This is a genomic window from Streptococcus rifensis, from assembly GCF_053203525.1.
In genome coordinates this window covers 33778-53659 of the sequence record NZ_JBRUCW010000014.1, presented here as the reverse complement: position 1 = coordinate 53659, position 19882 = coordinate 33778, and the positions used below count along the sequence as shown (strand labels likewise).

General features: G+C 40.8%; 17 protein-coding genes. 16 read left to right on the top strand and 1 reads right to left on the bottom strand.

Annotated features, from left to right (window positions below; genetic code table 11):
* The first annotated feature begins 71 nt into the window (after positions 1–71).
* The 16 genes from ACVRYP_RS08870 to ileS all read left to right on the top strand — a co-directional run bounded on the left by ACVRYP_RS08870 (position 72) and on the right by ileS (position 16783).
* Positions 72–821, top strand: coding sequence for a metallophosphoesterase (locus ACVRYP_RS08870; protein WP_447468362.1), 750 nt, complete (start codon positions 72–74; stop codon positions 819–821).
* Positions 822–1046: 225 nt separating this feature from the next.
* Positions 1047–1271, top strand: a complete 225-nt coding sequence (locus ACVRYP_RS08865) for a YqgQ family protein (protein ID WP_447468361.1) — start codon at positions 1047–1049, stop codon at positions 1269–1271.
* A complete protein-coding gene (locus tag ACVRYP_RS08860) occupies positions 1264–1656 on the top strand; it encodes a rhodanese-like domain-containing protein (protein ID WP_447468360.1) in 393 nt (130 codons plus the stop codon). Before ACVRYP_RS08865 ends, ACVRYP_RS08860 begins: the two co-directional genes overlap by 8 nt.
* Before the next feature lie 151 nt (positions 1657–1807).
* Positions 1808–3649 (top strand): translational GTPase TypA, encoded by a 1842-nt coding sequence (gene typA, locus ACVRYP_RS08855; protein ID WP_447468359.1) that lies wholly within the window; start codon positions 1808–1810, stop codon positions 3647–3649.
* 25 nt (positions 3650–3674) lie between these two features.
* Complete coding sequence (locus ACVRYP_RS08850; RefSeq protein ID WP_447468358.1) at positions 3675–3953, top strand: DUF3165 family protein; 279 nt, start codon at positions 3675–3677, stop codon at positions 3951–3953.
* Between the two features lie 264 nt (positions 3954–4217).
* Entirely contained in the window at positions 4218–5579 is a 1362-nt protein-coding gene (murD, locus tag ACVRYP_RS08845; RefSeq protein ID WP_447468357.1) for a UDP-N-acetylmuramoyl-L-alanine--D-glutamate ligase, read from the top strand.
* Positions 5580–6653 (top strand): UDP-N-acetylglucosamine--N-acetylmuramyl-(pentapeptide) pyrophosphoryl-undecaprenol N-acetylglucosamine transferase, encoded by a 1074-nt coding sequence (locus tag ACVRYP_RS08840; RefSeq protein WP_447468356.1) that lies wholly within the window; start codon positions 5580–5582, stop codon positions 6651–6653.
* A 17-nt stretch (positions 6654–6670) separates the two neighbouring features.
* Positions 6671–7906 (top strand): cell division protein FtsQ/DivIB, encoded by a 1236-nt coding sequence (locus tag ACVRYP_RS08835; RefSeq protein WP_447468355.1) that lies wholly within the window; start codon positions 6671–6673, stop codon positions 7904–7906.
* A 120-nt stretch (positions 7907–8026) separates the two neighbouring features.
* Positions 8027–9382, top strand: a complete 1356-nt coding sequence (ftsA, locus tag ACVRYP_RS08830; protein WP_447468354.1) for a cell division protein FtsA — start codon at positions 8027–8029, stop codon at positions 9380–9382.
* 25 nt (positions 9383–9407) lie between these two features.
* A complete protein-coding gene (ftsZ, locus tag ACVRYP_RS08825) occupies positions 9408–10661 on the top strand; it encodes a cell division protein FtsZ (protein ID WP_447468353.1) in 1254 nt (417 codons plus the stop codon).
* 2 nt (positions 10662–10663) lie between these two features.
* Positions 10664–11347, top strand: coding sequence for a YggS family pyridoxal phosphate-dependent enzyme (locus ACVRYP_RS08820; RefSeq protein WP_447468352.1), 684 nt, complete (start codon positions 10664–10666; stop codon positions 11345–11347).
* Positions 11347–11895 carry a cell division protein SepF gene (locus ACVRYP_RS08815; RefSeq protein WP_447468351.1) on the top strand — a complete coding sequence of 183 codons (549 nt, stop codon included), beginning with the start codon at positions 11347–11349 and terminating at the stop codon, positions 11893–11895. Before ACVRYP_RS08820 ends, ACVRYP_RS08815 begins: the two co-directional genes overlap by 1 nt.
* Before the next feature lie 3 nt (positions 11896–11898).
* A complete protein-coding gene (locus ACVRYP_RS08810) occupies positions 11899–12186 on the top strand; it encodes a YggT family protein (protein ID WP_447468350.1) in 288 nt (95 codons plus the stop codon).
* Positions 12183–12986 carry a YlmH family RNA-binding protein gene (locus ACVRYP_RS08805; RefSeq protein WP_447468349.1) on the top strand — a complete coding sequence of 268 codons (804 nt, stop codon included), beginning with the start codon at positions 12183–12185 and terminating at the stop codon, positions 12984–12986. Before ACVRYP_RS08810 ends, ACVRYP_RS08805 begins: the two co-directional genes overlap by 4 nt.
* Positions 12986–13741, top strand: coding sequence for a DivIVA domain-containing protein (locus ACVRYP_RS08800; RefSeq protein WP_447468348.1), 756 nt, complete (start codon positions 12986–12988; stop codon positions 13739–13741). The genes ACVRYP_RS08805 and ACVRYP_RS08800 overlap by 1 nt, the downstream gene beginning before the upstream one ends.
* 249 nt (positions 13742–13990) lie before the next feature.
* Complete coding sequence (ileS, locus tag ACVRYP_RS08795; protein ID WP_447468347.1) at positions 13991–16783, top strand: isoleucine--tRNA ligase; 2793 nt, start codon at positions 13991–13993, stop codon at positions 16781–16783.
* A gap of 92 nt (positions 16784–16875) precedes the next feature.
* On the opposite strand, the gene ACVRYP_RS08790 is transcribed toward ileS, so the two are convergent.
* On the bottom strand, positions 16876–19461 hold the full coding sequence (locus ACVRYP_RS08790; protein ID WP_447468346.1) for an LTA synthase family protein: 2586 nt from the start codon (positions 19459–19461) through the stop codon (positions 16876–16878).
* Positions 19462–19882: the final 421 nt, after the last annotated feature.

Below are 19882 nucleotides of genomic sequence, written 5' to 3'. Positions count from 1 at the left end.
TTTTTAAGTAAGATTTTTTTCTGCAAAAAGATCAGTCCCGTGGTATACTAATGTCAAAGTGAGGAGCCAATATGAAAGAGAAATGGTTTATCGTTGGGGATGTCCACGGAGAATTTGATCTGTTGGAACAGTTGCTGAAGCACTGGAATGAAGAAACGGAAGACTTAGTCTTTTTAGGAGACTTAGTAGACCGAGGACCCAAAAGCAAGGATTGTTTGTTGACAGTAATGGACTTAGTCGCTGCTGGCAAGGCGATATGCCTCAAGGGTAATCATGAGGAAATGCTTCAAAACTGGTTGAAGGATCCGGAACAACGATTTTTGAATTACTTAAGAAATGGTGGCAAGGAAACTATAGATGATTTGCTGTATGAAGGGGCCAGTGAAACCTTATCACCGGCAGAATTAGCGCAGACCATCTGTCAAAACTATCCAGATTTGTTGCCTTTTTTAGAAAACTTGCCTTATTTTAGTGAAAATGAATTTTTCATTGCTGTTCATGCAGGGATTAATTTAGATCTTTCAGATTGGCGTCAAACGAGTGACAGAGATTTTGTATGGCTGAGGGAAGAGTTTTATAATCATCCTGCCCGACCTGAAAAATTGGTGATTTTTGGCCATACCCCGGTTCAATATCTACATTCTGATGCAGCGGAGACACATTTATGGTATCAAAATAACAGGCTAAACATTGATGGAGGTGCTGCTTATCAGGGAGCGCTTCATGGAGTTGTTCTTTCTTCTCAGGGAATTGAAGCTGACTATCAGATATTTCATCCTCAGCATCGATGGCAGGAAAATACAGACCAAGACACCTTCTAGTCCGTTATCATTGTATGGAAAGAGGCTACTTGCCAGTCACCCCTAACGGTCACTAAATCTGTCAGCAACACGTATGTCAAGGTGGTTTTTCCAATCAGAACAGAAAATCTATTTAGTTTTTGAGATGGAACTGCCTTTGGCTCAGATCGAAGGCCTGCTTCTCTTTGGTTTGAAAACGAGGAAGAAATTTGATTAAACCTTAAACTTTTGATAAAATAAGGAAACATGAAAACCTTTTACGACGTTCAGCAATTGTTGAAGAGATTTGGGATATTGGTTTATATGGGGAATCGTCTCTACGATATAGAAATGAGTCAGATTGAACTGAAACAAGTCCATGAAAATGGGCTTATTTCAAGCCCTGAATATCTTCAAGCAGAGCTAATCCTGCGACAAGAACATCGGAGAGAATTAGCATATATTGAAAAGAGAAGGAAAAAAGATGAATAATTGGATAATATTAGGTTTAACAGTCATTATTGTAGCAGCATATACTGGTTACCGCTATTGGCGCTTGCGTCAAGCCGCTACCTTACTTGAGAACGACGATTTTAGGCATATGATGCGCAGTGGCCAGCTAATCGATGTGAGAGACCCCTCAGCTTTTAATCGCAAGCATATCCTGGGTGCCCGTAATATCCCTCAAGCACAGCTCAAAGATAGCCTCAGCGCCTTGCGTAAGGATAAGCCAGTTCTGCTCTATGAAAATCTTCGGGGAGGCCTAGTGACTAATGCGGCTCTCTTGCTAAAGAAAAATGGCTTTAAAGAAATCTACATCCTCAGTTACGGACTTGAAAACTGGGAAGGAAAAGTGAAAGAAAATAAGGTTGTCTAAGAACAGCCTTTTTCCTTTTGGAAAAGGAAATCTTTTGGGAACTTTCGTTAAGAAGGATGAAAACATTTACAGCATGGTCTAATCAGCAATTTGAAAAAGTTTGTGCTATACTGAATAGTTGAAAGAATTTTAAATATAATAAAGAGGAAACATGACTAAATTAAGAGAAGATATCCGTAACATTGCTATCATTGCCCACGTTGACCACGGAAAAACAACCTTGGTTGATGAACTATTGAAGCAATCACAAACCCTTGATGCTCGTACTCACTTGGACGAGCGTGCTATGGATTCCAACGATATCGAAAAAGAGCGCGGGATTACTATCCTTGCGAAAAACACGGCCGTTGCCTACAACGATGTTCGCATCAACATCATGGACACGCCAGGGCACGCGGACTTCGGTGGTGAAGTGGAGCGGATTATGAAGATGGTTGACGGGGTTGTCTTGGTTGTCGATGCCTATGAAGGAACCATGCCACAAACCCGCTTCGTCCTTAAAAAGGCCTTGGAGCAAGACTTGATTCCAATCGTCGTTGTTAATAAGATTGATAAGCCTTCTGCTCGTCCTGAAGAAGTGGTTGATGAAGTTCTTGAACTCTTCATTGAACTTGGAGCGGATGATGACCAGTTGGAGTTCCCAGTGGTATATGCCTCAGCTATCAACGGAACATCATCTTTATCTGATAATCCTGCAGATCAAGAAGCAACGATGGCGCCAATCTTTGACACCATTATCGAGCATATCCCGGCACCGGTGGATAACTCGGACGAACCCCTTCAGTTCCAAGTATCTCTTCTTGACTATAATGACTTCGTCGGTCGTATCGGTATCGGACGTGTCTTCCGTGGAACCATTAAGGTTGGCGACCAGGTTACCTTGTCTAAACTGGATGCCACGACTAAGAATTTTCGTGTGACCAAACTCTTTGGTTTCTTCGGCCTTGAGCGCCGTGAAATCCAAGAAGCCAAAGCTGGAGATCTGATTGCTGTCTCGGGTATGGAGGACATCTTTGTCGGGGAAACAATCACACCGACTGATGCCGTTGAAGCTTTACCAATTCTTCGCATTGATGAGCCAACGCTTCAAATGACCTTCTTGGTTAACAACTCACCATTTGCAGGCCGTGAAGGAAAGTGGGTGACCTCTCGTAAGGTAGAAGAACGCCTTTTAGCAGAGCTTCAAACGGACGTCTCTCTTCGTGTTGAACCAACTGATTCTCCAGATAAATGGACGGTGTCAGGCCGTGGAGAATTGCACTTGTCTATCCTTATTGAGACCATGCGTCGTGAAGGATATGAGCTTCAAGTGTCTCGGCCAGAAGTAATCATTAAAGAGATTGATGGTGTCAAATGTGAGCCATTTGAGCGCGTCCAAATCGACACACCTGAAGAATATCAAGGATCCGTTATTCAATCCCTTTCAGAACGTAAAGGGGACATGCTTGATATGCAAATGGTAGGCAACGGTCAGACCCGTCTGATCTTCCTCGTCCCAGCTCGTGGCTTGATTGGCTACTCAACAGAGTTCTTGTCAATGACACGCGGATACGGTATCATGAACCATACCTTTGACCAGTACTTGCCAGTCGTTCCAGGTGAAATCGGTGGCCGCCACCGTGGTGCACTTGTCTCTATTGATGCTGGTAAGGCAACAACATACTCCATCATGCGTATCGAGGAACGTGGGACCATCTTTGTTAATCCAGGAACTGAAGTGTACGAAGGAATGATCATCGGTGAGAACTCACGCGATAATGACTTGACGGTCAACATCACAACAGCTAAACAGATGACCAATGTCCGTTCAGCAACCAAAGACCAAACCTCTGTCATCAAGACACCACGGATTTTGACCCTTGAGGAGTCGCTTGAATTCTTGAACGACGATGAGTACATGGAAGTCACACCAGAATCAATCCGATTGCGCAAGCAAATCCTTGATAAAGCTGGGCGTGACAAGGCTAACAAATACAAAAAACAAGCCGACTAAGCAATTAATATAGAAAGGAGTAGTTATGTTTTACCTGATTTTAGCCATTTTGCTGGTACTGTTTTACATTTTTGCCGCACCTAAGGCTATTAAGGGGACCCTGAACTTGATGCTCCTTGTATTTGCGGTTGTCTTAGTCGTGACCTCAATCATACTAGCCATTATCAGTCTGACACGCTCGACCCTTGAAGTTTGGGTTGGTGGGATCGTTGTCTTCTTAGGATTCTGGGCTATCTGGGATATGGAAAAAATGACCCCAAAGTTAAAAACAAAATCTAAAAATAAGATTGTCAGCAAACCTTAAAATTGTATAGTCGATAGAATTATGAGTTGTTACGAAACTGAGACAAATGATATTAATTTTTAATTTTGCTCATCAAGAGATTCTAGTTGAACTCAGATTGGTAAGGAAACTCGCCAGAGTCAGGGTCTTCATTTAAAACACATACCGGACGGGGATGAAACTGAAAACAGGTATTTTCGGTTTCATCCTCGTTCTTTTCTTGAAAATATCAGGTTTTCAAGGTAGAATAGTAAGAAAAACGACGCGTTAAGAAAAAGAGATAGTATGAAAAATCCCACAACTTTTGAAAATCAAAAAGTCCTTGTATTAGGGCTAGCAAAATCTGGTGAATCCGCAGCTCGATTATTGAGCCAATTAGGGGCAATTGTGACCGTTAATGATGGCAAGCCCTTTGAAGAAAATCAAATGGCTCAAGGTCTCTTAGAAGAAGGCATCAAAGTAATCTGTGGCAGTCATCCAACAGAATTGCTAGATGAAGATTTTGCCCTTATGGTAAAAAATCCAGGGATTCCCTATACGAATCCCATGGTTGTCAAGGCTCAAGAAAAAGGAATACCAATCTTAACAGAAGTTGAGCTAGCATACCTCATTTCGGATGCTCCCATTATTGGCATCACAGGATCTAATGGGAAAACAACTACGACAACCATGATTGCTGAGGTGTTAAATGCCGGTGGGCAAGTTGCTCATCTAAGTGGAAATATTGGATTTCCAGCCTCAAGTGTCGCTCAAAAGGCTACTGACAATGACATCCTCGTTATGGAATTATCAAGCTTTCAATTGATGGGAGTTGATCAATTCAAACCTCATATTGCCGTGATAACCAATCTAATGCCGACACATCTAGACTATCATGGGGATTTTGATAGCTATGTGACCGCTAAGTGGCAATTGCAGAAAAACATGACAGAAGAGGATTACCTCATTCTGAATTTTAACCAAGATACAGCCAAGTATCTGGCAGCACAGACTCAGGCTACCATCCTACCTTTTTCAACGGACGAAAAAGTTAACGGAGCCTACCTACTAGACGGAATGCTTTATTTCCAAGATGAGCCAATTATGGCAGCAACAGATGTTGGGGTACCCGGTCTTCATAATGTTGAAAATGCACTTGCGGCGATTGCTGTGGCCAAACTATCTGGCATTGACACCGAAACAATTAAAGACACCTTGACACATTTCAGTGGGGTTAAGCATCGCCTGCAATATGTTGGAGAGGTTCAAGAGGTCAAATTCTTTAATGATAGTAAGTCAACCAATATCCTAGCCACTCAAAAAGCTCTGTCTGGATTTGCAAATGAAAGGGTTATCTTGATTGCAGGCGGTCTCGATCGGGGCAATGATTTTAACGAATTAGTGCCAGACCTCAAAGGCTTGAAACACATGGTTATTCTTGGAGAGTCTACGCCTCGTATGGTTACAGCGGCAGAGGCCGCAGGAGTTCCTTTTGTGACTGCAACCGACATTGCAGATGCGACCCTAAAAGCATTTGAGTTAGCAACTGCTGGTGATACAGTCCTTCTTAGTCCTGCTAATGCAAGCTGGGATATGTATACTAATTTTGAAGTACGGGGGGATGTTTTCATCGAAACAGTTGCTAAATTAAAGGATACGGTATTATAAATGAAAAAAATAGTATTGACTGGAGGAGGAACGGTAGGACATGTGACCCTCAATCTCCTCCTTATTCCCAAATTAATTGAAGATGGTTGGGATGTTCATTACATTGGAAACAAAGAAGGAATCGAACGTACTCAAATAACAGAATCAGGCTATCCTATAACCTACCATGGAATTTCTTCGGGCAAGCTTCGTCGCTATTTCAGTTGGGAGAACCTCAAAGACGTCTTTAAAGTGATTTGGGGTGTCCTTCAGTCTTTTTTTATCTTGCTAAAATCAAGACCTCAGGCTCTTTTTTCAAAAGGTGGGTTCGTATCGGTGCCTCCAGTTATTGCTGCTAAGCTAGCTGGTGTTCCGGTTTTTATTCATGAATCGGATTTGTCTATGGGGCTTGCCAATAAAATTGCCTATAAGTTTGCAAATAAGATGTATACAACCTTTGATCAGGGACATGGCTTGACAAAAGCGAAACACATTGGGGCAGTCACTAAGGTTACTGAAAAAGCAGAGACATTACCGGATGACCTTAAGCCGGTTTTAGAAGCATTTGATGCCAAAAAACCAACCCTCTTATTTGTAGGTGGATCCGGTGGTGCCAAGGTGTTCAATGACTTTATCACTGATTATAAATTAGTCCTGACACAAAACTATAATATCATTAACCTAACAGGAGATAAAGGGTTTGAAGAACTTAGTTCTGGCGTATACCGTCTGGCTTATGCAACCGAACTCTATCAACCGCTTATTAGCTTGGCTGATATTGTAGTGACACGAGGTGGGTCCAATACGATTTTTGAACTCTTAGCCATGAAAAAACTTCATGTGATCGTGCCACTTGGTAAAAAAGCTAGCCGTGGTGACCAGCTTGAAAATGCTACTTACTTTGAGAAACAAGGCTATGCACCAACACTTCAAGAAGACGCATTAACAGTTGCTAACTTAAATAAGATGGTTAATCAACTACTGGCCCAAAGAGAGACTTATGAACAAACCATGGGCCAATCAAAAGAAATCCAAACGTTAGAGAGTTTTTACCAACTCTTGATGACGGATATTAATGGCAAAAAAGAAAATTAATTAAGAGAAGAGTTATTATGTCTGAAAAAGATACTTCCCATGAGGTATGGGGCGAAGAGAAAGAACAGGAATCTAGCAAAACCATCGATTTAGCCGAATGGTTGCGTAAAAATCATGCTTATCTTGAAAAAAGAGCTAGGGAAAAAGCTGAAAACCCAGCAAAGGATGCTCTCATTTCGGAAATAGATGGGTTGATTTCTGAGTCAGACAGTCATTCAGAACAGGCTGGCCAGGATGCGGAGAATGATATTCAAGGTTCGGACCATGCTACTCAGTCATCGGAAGGGTATGAAGACATGGAGAGTCCTGAACAGGCAGATCTTGACTCCCCTCAAGAGGTACTCAGTTCTGAGGAAGACGTGTCATCTTCAACAGATGACCTAAGGGATGAAGAAGAGTCCGAAACAGAATCTGAAACAGAATCTAAAACAGAAACGGATGCTAGTGAAGAGCCTGAGGTAGGTGAAGACTTAGTTCAGGAAGCTTCTGCTTTAGCTGATGATGCTTTACCCGAAACGACTGACTTACTCCAAAAACGACCTCATTTATGGAAGTGGGGGGCAAAAGAAAAATACTTTTTACGTCTAGTGACCCTCGTTTTGGGAGTTTTGTTGGCCATTATGATTGCGGGTTATTTTGTTTCCCCTTGGTCTAAAGAAAAAACGATTATGGTTGAAGGCCAAAGTCAAGTTAGTGCAGAAGATATTCTTGCCAATACTGGAATTTATAAAGAGGACTACACGCTGGCAACCTTTTTCGAGCAGGACCAAATAGTCAAGTCGATTGAAGACCAAATGGTTTGGGTTAAGAATGCAGCGGTTTCCTACCAGTTTCCAACCACCTTCACGATAACGATCGAAGAGCATCAGGTGATAGGTTATGTCAAAGATGGTTATGTCTACCATCCTGTCCTATCTAGCGGGGATGTTCTTGATTCATCTGTCGCTGCTGAGAGCCTTCCTTCCCCGTTCTTAGAGTTTGAGTTAACGGATTTGAGCCGCATAAAAGAATTTATCATTAATTTATCTGAATTAGAACAAACCTCGATTCTGACACGATTCTTGAGTGTTAAGCAAACTCCAAGCAATGCCACAGAAGACCTGTTAACGATAGAAACGGTTGAAGGGCACACGATAATAGTTCCCTTATCAGAAATAGCAGTAAAATTACCTTATTATGAGAAGGTTATTAAAGATCTTTATGTGCCTAGCTACATAGATATGGAGGTTGGTGTTTTTACTTATGCAAAATAATTCAAAAAGAAAGAAAAAACACTAGGTTTTCAGCCATTTTATGGTATAATAAAGTTTGGATAATTCTAAATAAGATTATTTAAAACTGAGAGTAATCAAAGGACAGAGAGGACTGATGTAATGGTTAGAGATGGCTTCTTTACAGGTTTAGATATTGGGTCAAGCTCAATCAAAGTGCTTGTAGCAGAATTTGTAAATGATGAATTAAATATTATTGGTGTTAGTAATACCAAGAGTGCTGGTGTAAAAGACGGTATTATTATTAATATCGAGGTAGCTGCTTCAGCTATTCGTAAAGCTTTGAAGGAAGCTGAAGAAAAGGCTGGTGTTGCTATTGATAAAGTGAGTGTTGGACTTCCAGCAAACCTCCTCCAGATTGAACCGGCACAAGGGATGATTCCAGTAACGAGTAACTCCCAAGAGATTACAGACCAAGATGTAGACAATGTCATCAAGTCTTCCCTAACCAAAAACATGACACCTGAGCGTGAGATTGTTGCTTTTGTTCCTGAAGAATTCATGGTGGATTCCTTCGCAGGTATTAAAGACCCTCGTGGAATGATGGGGATTCGCTTAGAAGTTCACGGACTCCTCTATACCGGACCTAAAACTATCTTGCATAACTTGCGTAAGACTGTTTCTCAAGCTGGTGTGTCTGTTGATAATATCATCATCAGTCCATTGGCCATTGGGCAATCCATTCTCAATGAAGGGGAGCGAGAGTTTGGGGCTACAGTTATTGATCTAGGTGGCGGCCAAACTACAGTGGCTTGTGTCAGCAATCAAAAATTGGTCTACACGAATGTTTACCAAGAAGGTGGTGACTATGTCACTAAAGATATTTCAAAGGTACTCACCACGTCTCAATCCATTGCGGAGAACTTGAAATACAACTTTGGTATTGCCTATCCAGCACTTGCCAGTCACAAAGAAACGATGCAGGTTGAGGTTATTGGAGAAAGCACTCCGCAAGATATCACTGAGATACATCTATCAGAAATTATTGCGGCCCGACTGCAACACATTCTTGATCGTGTTAAGCAGGACTTGGACCGTACACATAATTTAGATCTCCCTGGTGGTATTGTCCTGATTGGTGGCGGTGCAACCATCCCTGGTGTTGTTGAATTGGCTCAAGAGGTCTTTAACCGTCCAGTCAAACTTTATGTACCGAATCAAATTGGTATTCGTAATCCTGCCTTTGCTCATGTCATTAGTATCGTTGAATATGCTGGTAATATGGATGATATTGAGCAAATTGCTCAAGCGGCAGTCAATGGGGAAGAATACTTACGTTCTAAGCCGATTGACCTACCTAACTTCCGACCAGTTTCACAGGCTAATAGTCAACAAAACGATGAAAATCCTTATGTGACTGTTGATGGGATGCCAGATTATTCAACCAATGAAGAAGCTGATAATCGTCAAAAACTTGGCGATAGGGTTCGTGGCATTTTCGGTAGTATGTTTGAATAAAAAGTAAAAGAGAAGGTGAATAGTTATGACATTTTCATTTGAAGCGGCATATGCCCAAGGCGCTGTCATTAAAGTAATTGGTGTCGGTGGTGGCGGCGGCAACGCGATCAATCGTATGATTACAGAAGGTGTTGCAGGTGTCGAATTTATTGCGGCTAACACAGATGTTCAAGCCTTGAGTAATTCTAAAGCTGAGACAGTCATCCAGCTTGGACCGAAATTAACCCGTGGTCTCGGGGCTGGAGGTCAACCAGAAGTTGGCCGTAAAGCAGCAGAAGAGAGTGAAGAAACCATTCGTGAAGCCCTTACTGGTGCGGATATGGTCTTTATCACTGCTGGTATGGGTGGCGGTTCTGGTACGGGAGCCGCTCCAGTTATCGCACGTGTCGCAAAAGAAATTGGAGCCTTAACAGTAGCAGTTGTGACTCGTCCCTTTGGCTTTGAAGGTGGCAAGCGTGGTAACTTTGCAATTGAAGGTATTAATGAATTACGCAACAACGTTGACACTTTGTTAATTATTTCCAATAACAACTTGTTAGAAATTGTGGATAAGAAAACACCACTTCTAGAAGCCTTGAGTGAGGCAGATAATGTTCTCCGTCAAGGTGTTCAAGGGATTTCGGATTTGATTACCAACCCTGGTCTCATCAACCTTGACTTCGCTGATGTGAAAACTGTTATGGAAAACAAAGGGAATGCTCTTATGGGTATCGGTATCGGTACTGGGGATGAGCGTGTTCAAGAGGCTGCGCGTAAAGCGATTTACTCACCACTTCTTGAAACAACAATTGATGGCGCTGAGGATGTTATCGTTAACGTCACTGGTGGTCTTGATATGAGCTTGATTGAAGCCGAAGAAGCGTCTGAGATTGTGCATCAGGCAGCTGGCAAAGGTGTAAACATCTGGTTGGGTACGTCTATTGATGAAAGCATGCAAGATGAGATTCGCGTAACAGTTGTTGCGACAGGTGTTCGTCAAGAACGGGCCAATGCTGTGTCAGGTTTCGGCAGTGAAACTGCACCATCATCTCGCTCGGTTCCAAATGCTTATGAGCGTAATTTTGATATGGCTGATCGTTTTGAGCAACCAGCTGCACCTCAATCTTCTCGTCAAGAGCCACCTAAAGGGGCTTCGTTTGGTGATTGGGATCTCAGACGTAACAATATCGTTCGTCCTGTGACTGAAACACATGGCGTCTCTGTTGAAAAATACACTCCAGCAGATGATTTTGATAATGATGAAGAATTGGATACACCTCCTTTCTTCCGTAACCGTTAATAATGGATCTTAGAGAGAATGCTCAACAGGTTTTTGACAAGGTTTCAAAAGCTTGTCAAAATGCTGGTGTTCCTGAATCATCCGTAAAAGTAATAGCTGTCACAAAATATGTCGACAGCTCTATTACTAAAGAGGTGATTGATGCTGGAGCTACAGATTTAGGTGAAAATCGAGTTGATCGTTTTTTGGAAAAGAAGGCACTATTGAAAGACGAATCTGTCAAATGGCATTTTATAGGGAGTCTTCAGCGACGTAAGGTAAAGGATGTCATCAATGAAATTGACTATTTTCATGCATTAGACTCCTTAAAACTTGCGGCTGAAATTCAGAAAAGGGCGTCACGACCAATCAAGTGTTTTTTACAAGTTAATATTTCTAAAGAAGAGAGTAAACATGGCTTTCGAATAGAGGAACTTGACTCTGTTTTACCAGAGCTAGCTTTGTACTCGAATATTGAACTTGTTGGGCTGATGACAATGGCACCATTTGGTGCGGAGCCTGTCATCATCAAAGGTATTTTCGACCAAACAGAGGCCTTGCGTCAAACCATTCAACAGCAATCTTGGCCCAATATGCCTATGACAGAACTGAGTATGGGGATGAGTCAGGATTACCCGCTTGCTATTGCAGCTGGTGCAACCTATGTGCGTATTGGGACAGCATTTTTCAAACAAGGAATGAATTAATGGCATTATTAGATAAAATCAGTAGATTGATGGGCTATTTTGATACAGAAGAAGTTTCTGAGGAAACTCTTGAGGAGCCTGCTGACTATTATTATGAGAATTCTTCGACAAAGATTCCAGAACCAGAGATTAACAAATCTACTAACACGAGACAAGAAAGAATAAAACCAATGGCAAATCAATCAGTAGCAACTCAGATGAGTCATAACGAAGTTGCCCGTCATGTTCAACCGCGACAAGCTAGTGCTGAAATGACAACCATCGATATCAAATTTCCTAAAAAATACGAAGAGGCTCGTGAAATAGTCAATCTTTTATTGCAGGAAGTTAGTGTCTTAATCGACTTTCAACATATGACTGATTCGCAAGCAAGACGTTGTATTGATTATTTAGATGGCGCACGCTTTGTCCTAGATGGTAATCTAAAAAAAATCTCATCAACCATGTGGTTATTGACGCCAGCTAATGTTGTCGTGAATATTGAAGATATGGGATTACGAGGAGAACCAAGCGACTCTCACTATGATTTTGATATGAAACGTCGGTAAATTATGATTCAATTAATTCAATATATAGCAATTGTCTTTACTAGGGTGATTGAGGTTTATTCCTTTATTTTAGTGGTTTACGCCCTGATGTCCTGGTTTCCTGGAGCCCACCAAAGCAGATTAGGACAAATCATAACTCGAATAGCAGAGCCTTATATCAGCATTTTTAGAAGATTCAATCTAACCTTTGGGACGCTGGACTTCTCAGTGGCAGTAGCAATCCTTTCTTTGCAGCTCATTCAGATGCTTGGTATTCGTTTGTTAAATATGCTTTTAGTTACTTTTTTATGATAGCAAGTAAAACAGATTCTAATTCCTTATTTCAACATTTTAATGCTGATGAGAAGGTCTTTGTTGAAAAAATGCTTGATAAGATTGATCAAGTTCAAAATCAATACACTATTGTGCTAACGTCTTTTTTAAATCCAAGAGAAATGGATATCACAGTTTCTCTGGCTAAAAGAGCAGGATTGCAAGTTTATAGTAGTTATCTTTTAATGCCTACAGAATTTTGTCGGTTGATCATAGCGCCTGATTATTATGTCTTAGAAGAAAGTGATTTTGAGATTCAACTTCTGGAGCTTCAATATGCCAGAAAGTTTAATAGGATAACCCATTCTCAGATTTTAGGAAACTTGGTTAATCAATTAGGAATTCAAAGGCACTTACTTGGGGACATCATTTTAGGTGAAGGGACGACGCAAATTGTGCTGGATGCTAAGTTAAGTCAACTAGTGATTCAAAACATCACTAAAATGTCTAGAGTTCCCGTTACTTGGCGGGAAATTCCTTACTCAGAATTAGCGAGGCCTAACGAAGAGGCGACAATAAAGGAACTCTTAACAACCAGTCTTCGTCTGGATAGTTTAATTGCATCGACCTACAACTTATCCCGACAGCAAGCTTCTAAATTGATTGAGCAACATAAGGTGAAATTAAACCATCAACTGATGGAAAATCCAAGTTATTCCCTAAAAATAGACGACTTGGTTAGTTGCAGAGGTTTTGGTCGTTTTAAAATTGACGAAGACAATGGGCTAACCAGAAATGGCAAACATAAACTGCTGATTACCAAAATTGGAGGAAAATAATGGCTCTTACACCCTTAGATATTAGAGATAAAACGTTTGCAGGTAAATTCCGGGGTTACAATATCCAAGAAGTGGATGAATTTTTAGATATTGTAACGCGCGATTATGAGGATTTAGTCCGCAAAAATATTGAACAAGAAACAACGATTAAGATGCTTAACGAGCGCTTAGCCTATTTTGACGAGATGAAAGAATCACTCAGCCAGTCTGTCATTTTGGCTCAAGATACAGCTGATAAGCTAAAAGCAACATCTGCCAGCGAGAGTCAAAATATCATCAAACAGGCTGAGCATGACGCAGCTTTCCTATTGGAGACTGCTAAAGCTAAAGCCAATGACATTCTTCGGGAAGCCACTGACAATGCGAAGCGCGTAGCTGTTGAGACAGAAGAGCTTAAGAATAAGTCTCGTGTTTTCCAACAACGCCTTAAGTCTACGATTGAGAGTCAATTGGCAATTGTAGATTCATCCGAATGGGAAGAAATTTTACGCCCGACAGCTACTTACCTTCAAACAAGTGATGAAGCCTTTAAAGAAGTGGTAGCAACAGCTCTTTCTGAAGAGGTTCATACTCATGAAGATGATGCACTTGACATGACCCGTCAGTTGTCGCCAGAAGAATTGGCAGAAATCGCCCGTCGTGCTGAAGAAGCCAACCAAGAGTTGCAAGCTTATCAAGAAACACAAATTTTAAATAAACAAGAAATTACAGATGCTGTTCAGCAAGCTGAATCAGAATCTGTTGATTTATACTAACATCAAAGCAAAAACACGAGACACTCCTATATGTTAAGCGAGCAGGCGCTGGTGGAAGGCCTGTCATCACTAGGTACTGTCTTATCCTTTTGCTGATTCTGGCTGAAACATTCAGTAAGTCAGGAGGGATAGCACCCCTTATGTGCTTAGAGGGATAGGGGATACCCTATCTAAATTAAGGTGGTACCACGAAACTGTCGTCCTTAGCGATGGTTTTGTGGTACCTTTTTGTTGAATAAGGAGTTGTATATGAAATTAAAAGAAACATTAAATCTAGGTCAAACAGCTTTTCCAATGCGAGCTGGTTTGCCTAATAAAGAACCGGAGTGGCAGAAAGCTTGGGATGAAGCAGAGCTTTATAAGAAGCGTCAAGAGTTAAATGCTGGAAAACCTGGATTTCACCTCCATGATGGCCCTCCCTACGCTAATGGAAATATCCATGTCGGCCATGCGTTAAATAAAATTTCAAAGGATATCATTGTGCGTTCCAAGTCCATGATGGGCTTTGACGCTCCTTACGTACCAGGCTGGGACACTCACGGTCTTCCAATTGAGCAAGTATTGGCTAAGCAGGGCGTCAAACGTAAGGAAATAGACCTGGCTACCTATCTTGAGATGTGTCGTGACTACGCCCTCTCTCAAGTAGATAAGCAACGAGATGACTTTAGACGTTTAGGAGTCTCTGCAGATTGGGAAAATCCTTATATTACCTTGACACCTGATTTTGAAGCAGCTCAAATTCGTGTTTTTGGGGCTATGGCTGATAAAGGCTTTATCTACCGCGGTGCGAAACCTGTTTACTGGTCATGGTCATCTGAATCAGCTTTAGCTGAAGCTGAGATTGAGTACCACGATATTGATTCGACCTCACTTTATTATGCCAACAAGGTCAAAGACGGCAAAGGTGTTCTTGACACAGATACTTACATTGTCGTCTGGACGACTACACCATTTACCATTACAGCGTCACGTGGTTTAACGGTTGGTCCAGATGTCCCTTATGTCGTCGTCAAGCCTGCTGGATCAGATCGCAAATATCTCGTAGCTGAAGCTTTAGTGGATAGCCTTGCAGCTAAATTTAGCTGGGAAAGTTTTGACCTCATTGCGACTCACAAGGGGACTGAGTTAGAGTACATCGTGACCGAGCATCCTTGGGATGAGGCAGTAGATGAACTGGTTATCCTTGGGGACCACGTCACAACTGATTCGGGTACAGGGATTGTTCATACGGCACCATCTTTTGGTGAGGACGACTACAATGTCGGCATGAAATATAATCTTGAAGTCTATGTAACGGTCAATGAACGTGGTCTCATGAATGAACTAGCAGGTCCTGACTTTGAAGGGCAATTCTATGATAAGGTCTTGCCAACAGTGACTGAAAAACTAGGAGACCTTCTGTTGGCTTCAGAAGTGATTAACCACTCCTATCCCTTTGACTGGCGAACCAAAAAGCCAATCATCTGGCGGGCTGTCCCACAATGGTTTGCTTCAGTGTCTAAATTCCGCCAAGAGATTCTCGATGAAATTGATGCGACCAACTTCTACCCAGCTTGGGGGAAAACACGTCTCTACAACATGATTCGTGACCGTGGAGACTGGGTTATCTCTCGTCAGCGTACTTGGGGTGTGCCTCTGCCAATTTTCTATGCAGAAGACGGCACAGCCATTATGACCAAGGAAGTGACGGACCATGTGGCTGATCTTTTTGAAAAGCACGGTTCCCTTATCTGGTGGAAATCTGAAGCAAAAGACCTTCTACCAGCAGGCTTTACCCATCCAGGTTCGCCAAATGGGCTCTTTGAAAAAGAAACTGACATCATGGATGTGTGGTTTGATTCAGGGTCTTCGTGGAATGGGGTTATGAATGCACGTGAAGGCCTTTCTTATCCAGCGGACCTTTACCTTGAAGGATCTGACCAGTACCGTGGTTGGTTTAACTCTTCCCTCATTACATCTGTAGCGGTCAATGGTCATGCCCCTTATAAGTCAGTCTTATCCCAAGGTTTTGTCCTTGATGGTAAGGGTGAAAAGATGTCTAAGTCCAAAGGTAATATTATTTCGCCAAACGATGTCGCCAAGCAATATGGTGCAGAAATCTTGCGCCTTTGGGTAGCTTCTGTTGATACAGACAATGATGTTCGCGTATCTATGGATATTCTTGGTCAAGTTTCTGAGACCTACCGTAAGATCCGTAATACCATGCGTTTCTTGATTGCTAATACCAGTGATTTTGCACCTTCAGATGCGGTTGATTTCGAAGATTTACGTCCTGTAGACAAGTACATGATGCTGAAGTTCAACCAGTTGGTCGCTCAAATCACAGAAGCTTATGAGCAGTATGATTTCATGGCTATTTACAAGAACGTGGTTAACTTTATCACCATTGACCTGTCAGCGTTTTACCTAGACTTTGCTAAGGATGTGGTTTATATTGAAGCGGCTGAGAGTGCTGTTCGTCGTCAGATGCAGACTGTTTTCTATGAGATTTTGGTCAAATTGACCAAGCTCTTGACACCAATCTTGCCACATACAGCAGAGGAAATCTGGTCATACTTAGAGCATGAAACAGAAGAATTTGTTCAACTCTCAGAAATGCCAGAAGTTGTTGATTATAATCATTATAATAAGATCTTAACAGATTGGGAAAACTTCATGACCTTCCGTACCCAGGCCCAAAAAGCCTTGGAAGAAGCGCGTAATGCGAAAGTCATTGGAAAATCCTTAGAAGCACATTTGACCGTGTATGCACCAGAGTCCGTTCGTGTCATGCTAGCGACTCTAGATAGTGATATTGCGCAGTTGCTAATCGTGTCGCAATTAACGCTTTCTGAAGACATGGCTCCAAGTGATGCTGTTGTCGTTGATGAGGTTTCCTTTACAGTAGAGCGCGCTAGGGGAGAGGTTTGTGAGCGTTGCCGTCGCATTGATGAAACTGTAGCAGAGCGTCCATACCATGCAACGATCTGTGACCATTGTGCTCAAATCGTTGAGACAACCTTCCCAGAAGCAGTTGCAGAAGGCTTTGAAGTGAAAGCTTAAAGATAGGTTAGCCAAAAAACTCCTCACTAATGGAGATAGTGAGGAGTTTTTAGCGTTGTGATGATGGTGGCGTGTTTCCTATTTACAGAATTTTATTGGTAATACTCTGTCATCTGGATAGATTTTTTATCAATAACATTATTGTATTGAACATATTGGTAATCCTTGTAGAGTTGAGATGTAGGTGCTATTTCGGAATAATTGTAGTTGGAATCGTAGTAACCCCAAGTAGTCATAACAGGAATTTCTTCTTGTACTTTTGATAGGAATTGATAGAAAGGTGAAATAGGTAGCGCATACTCTGTTTGCGAGAGAACTTGCATGAGGTATGGTGTGAGGTAGTTAGGACTGATAGTGGTTTCTTCAATGGAAGGTAAATCGAAGTTAGCCCAAATAATAAATGGTGTCTGATAACGAGATTTTGGATCGCTTGAATCTAAGTAAGGTTTGAAGTAACTATCGGATAAAATGGGATGATGATCACCAAACATGACCACAATGCTTGGTTCATCAGATTTTTCGAGATCTTCAACTAATTTTTTAAACGCTTTATCAGAGGCATCAACACTTGATAAAAAATCGGTAGCAGAAGGATCATTTTCAGCATTGGTGATTGAAATTGTTCGTGGGAAAGCTTCCTCGCTATTATTATAACCACCGTGTCCTTGCATGGTCACGATAAAGTTAAAGATTGGCTCTTCATTATCTTTGATGAGCTTTAAACTACCTTCGTAAAGGGCTGCATCACTGATATAGCCTCGGACTCTCTCAGGATTTTCAATCAAGTCCTTGAAGGCTGGTTTGGAGTTTTCAAAATATGACTGATCAAAACCAAGATAACCATAAACTTGGCTCCGGCGGTAATTATCCTTTCCATACGGATGAAAAGCAAAGGTTGAATATCCTTGGTTTTTGAGGTTGTTTACAATGCTATTTTTAGGAGAAGAAATTAGTTGTTGGAAAGGGAAAGAATTTGGAGGCAAGATAGCCATGCTATTACCTGTCAAAGCTTCGTATTCGGTATTGGCAGTACTGCCTGCAAAGACAGAGACAACTGTGCTTCCTTTAATAGTGTTTTTTTCCAGAGAGTGATAGAATTCCAGAGGATCACTAGAAAATTCTAAGTTTGTTAATTGGGAGTAATCCGTTAGAGATTCATTTAGAATGAAAATAATATTTGGTTTTTCCTTGGAATTTACTTCCATTTTAGGATATTGTGACAAGATGTCCTCAGCAACTTTAGTTGAATAGCCCTCTGGCTTTTGAATCTGAGCAGCAATGTGGTATCGAGTCAGTGCAACAGGAAGACCATGGTCGTAATATGTACTTTGAAGTGTCCAGAAGTAAAGAGATAGGTCTACACTGTTGGCAACAGCATAGATAGCTGGTTTGGCGAAAAATAGTAGACTAGAGAGACCAATCGAAATAACAATGGATTTTTGGATAATCTTTCTTTGAAAACTATTGAATTGATTGCTGACTTTTGTCCAAGCATTACTTTTTTTATAGAGAATAGAATAATCAAATAGAGTGCTGAATTTAGGGAGATAAAACACACTAATTAGATAAAGCCAAGAGATAAAAATCAAGGCAAACATGTTGCTTGTGAAATGGAAATCAGTATTACCTGCAACACTTAAGCCATCTCTAACTTGTAAGAAATGGTAGGAGAGGAGTGGCATGTTTCGTGCAATCAGTAGAATTTTAGTAACCATTCCAACAATCATACTTCCTGCAACCAAGATAAAGCTAGCAGCTTTGATAGATGTGGTAAGAAAAGCAATCGTTGTCCAAATAATGATTAAGATAAGAATATTCGCTTGATAATCACTTGGACTAAGTTGATGGATACTTTTGATAGAGTAAGCTGTCTCAATGAGGTAAAGACCAAGAAAAGGAGCCAAGCCGTTGACAATCAGATAATACAGTTGGCCAAGGAAACCTAGACGATATTGTTTTAGTTCAGGTAACTTCTTTTTAACAAGGTTAGATAAAATGATAAGAGAAATCAGGAGCAGTGATTGGATTGTTGGATTTGTAAAGGTATTGAAGAAATAAAAATCCTTAGATTCGCCATATCTGAATGCTAGTTCCAGACTCCCTTTAGCCAATAGGTAGGTTACAAGACCAACTAGGATAGCTGTAATGATAGAACCTGATTGCTGTTTATTTTTATTAAGTTTGAAGAGATAAATTAATAACAAGATAGCAAAAAGAGCTAGTTGTCCCCACCAGATGCCATTGGATTTGGTAATGGCATAGTGCTGGTCAAATTTAAGAGAGATAGGCTTATAAATAAGTTCATCGCCATTGTAACTATTGATTTGCATGTAGAGTTTATCATCAAGATATACTTGCAAGTAACCTCCAAAATCGTAGCTACTATATTCAAAGTTTAGGCTCTTAATCGGTTGTTCGCTCTGAATTTCTAAGGTTTGGTTTTCATTATCTCGAGCATCAGCTGTGAAAATTGGAATAACTGTAGCTCCGTATTCTCCCCAATCCTTTCTAACAATTTGCTCTTTTGTCAGAACACTTCCATTAATTGTTAAATTAGTTCGGATATTTTCGTTATATCCTTTGGATTGAGGATCCTTGGATTGAATGGCCACAAATTTGATGTTACCTTGATTTTCGCCGACAGTCAATTCATTACGGATTAACGCAATGTAACTCAAAAAAGAGATAATAAAAAGTAGAGGGAGAAGTTTGGAAAAGACAAGAGTGATCTTAGTTAATTTTTCTTGAGGAATGACTTTTTGGACTAGTCTGATCCATTTTCTTTTAAGATTGTTTATGAGATTTAAAAATGATTGCATATAAAGAGTGAAAATCCTTTCTAAAACGATACCATGGTACTATTAATGCAAACGAGATATGGTAAATTGGAAATATTATAATGATGAGTTTTGTAATTGGAGAGTGAATGATATATTTAAACATCCAATTAATATTCTAACATAATTTGGATAAAATAAAAGGCTGTTTTCTATAATATTTGGTAAAAAAGGTCATGGCATAAGATGAAAAACATGATATAATAAAATGATATTATGTTGCTGATTGAAAATAGATGACGACATAATAGAAACACTCTAA

Excerpts from the sequence above, each read along its gene's own strand:
- ileS (WP_447468347.1), top strand. The coding sequence starts at position 13,991 with ATGAAATTAAAAGAAACATTAAATCTAGGTCAAACAGCTTTTCCAATG.
- ftsZ (WP_447468353.1), top strand. The coding sequence starts at position 9,408 with ATGACATTTTCATTTGAAGCGGCATATGCCCAAGGCGCTGTCATTAAA.
- ACVRYP_RS08800 (WP_447468348.1), top strand. The coding sequence starts at position 12,986 with ATGGCTCTTACACCCTTAGATATTAGAGATAAAACGTTTGCAGGTAAA.
- ACVRYP_RS08810 (WP_447468350.1), top strand. The coding sequence starts at position 11,899 with ATGATTCAATTAATTCAATATATAGCAATTGTCTTTACTAGGGTGATT.
- ACVRYP_RS08840 (WP_447468356.1), top strand. The coding sequence starts at position 5,580 with ATGAAAAAAATAGTATTGACTGGAGGAGGAACGGTAGGACATGTGACC.
- ACVRYP_RS08835 (WP_447468355.1), top strand. The coding sequence starts at position 6,671 with ATGTCTGAAAAAGATACTTCCCATGAGGTATGGGGCGAAGAGAAAGAA.
- typA (WP_447468359.1), top strand. The coding sequence starts at position 1,808 with ATGACTAAATTAAGAGAAGATATCCGTAACATTGCTATCATTGCCCAC.
- ftsA (WP_447468354.1), top strand. The coding sequence starts at position 8,027 with ATGGTTAGAGATGGCTTCTTTACAGGTTTAGATATTGGGTCAAGCTCA.
- ACVRYP_RS08865 (WP_447468361.1), top strand. The coding sequence starts at position 1,047 with ATGAAAACCTTTTACGACGTTCAGCAATTGTTGAAGAGATTTGGGATA.
- ACVRYP_RS08870 (WP_447468362.1), top strand. The coding sequence starts at position 72 with ATGAAAGAGAAATGGTTTATCGTTGGGGATGTCCACGGAGAATTTGAT.
- ACVRYP_RS08805 (WP_447468349.1), top strand. The coding sequence starts at position 12,183 with ATGATAGCAAGTAAAACAGATTCTAATTCCTTATTTCAACATTTTAAT.
- ACVRYP_RS08820 (WP_447468352.1), top strand. The coding sequence starts at position 10,664 with ATGGATCTTAGAGAGAATGCTCAACAGGTTTTTGACAAGGTTTCAAAA.
- ACVRYP_RS08860 (WP_447468360.1), top strand. The coding sequence starts at position 1,264 with ATGAATAATTGGATAATATTAGGTTTAACAGTCATTATTGTAGCAGCA.
- murD (WP_447468357.1), top strand. The coding sequence starts at position 4,218 with ATGAAAAATCCCACAACTTTTGAAAATCAAAAAGTCCTTGTATTAGGG.
- ACVRYP_RS08850 (WP_447468358.1), top strand. The coding sequence starts at position 3,675 with ATGTTTTACCTGATTTTAGCCATTTTGCTGGTACTGTTTTACATTTTT.
- ACVRYP_RS08815 (WP_447468351.1), top strand. The coding sequence starts at position 11,347 with ATGGCATTATTAGATAAAATCAGTAGATTGATGGGCTATTTTGATACA.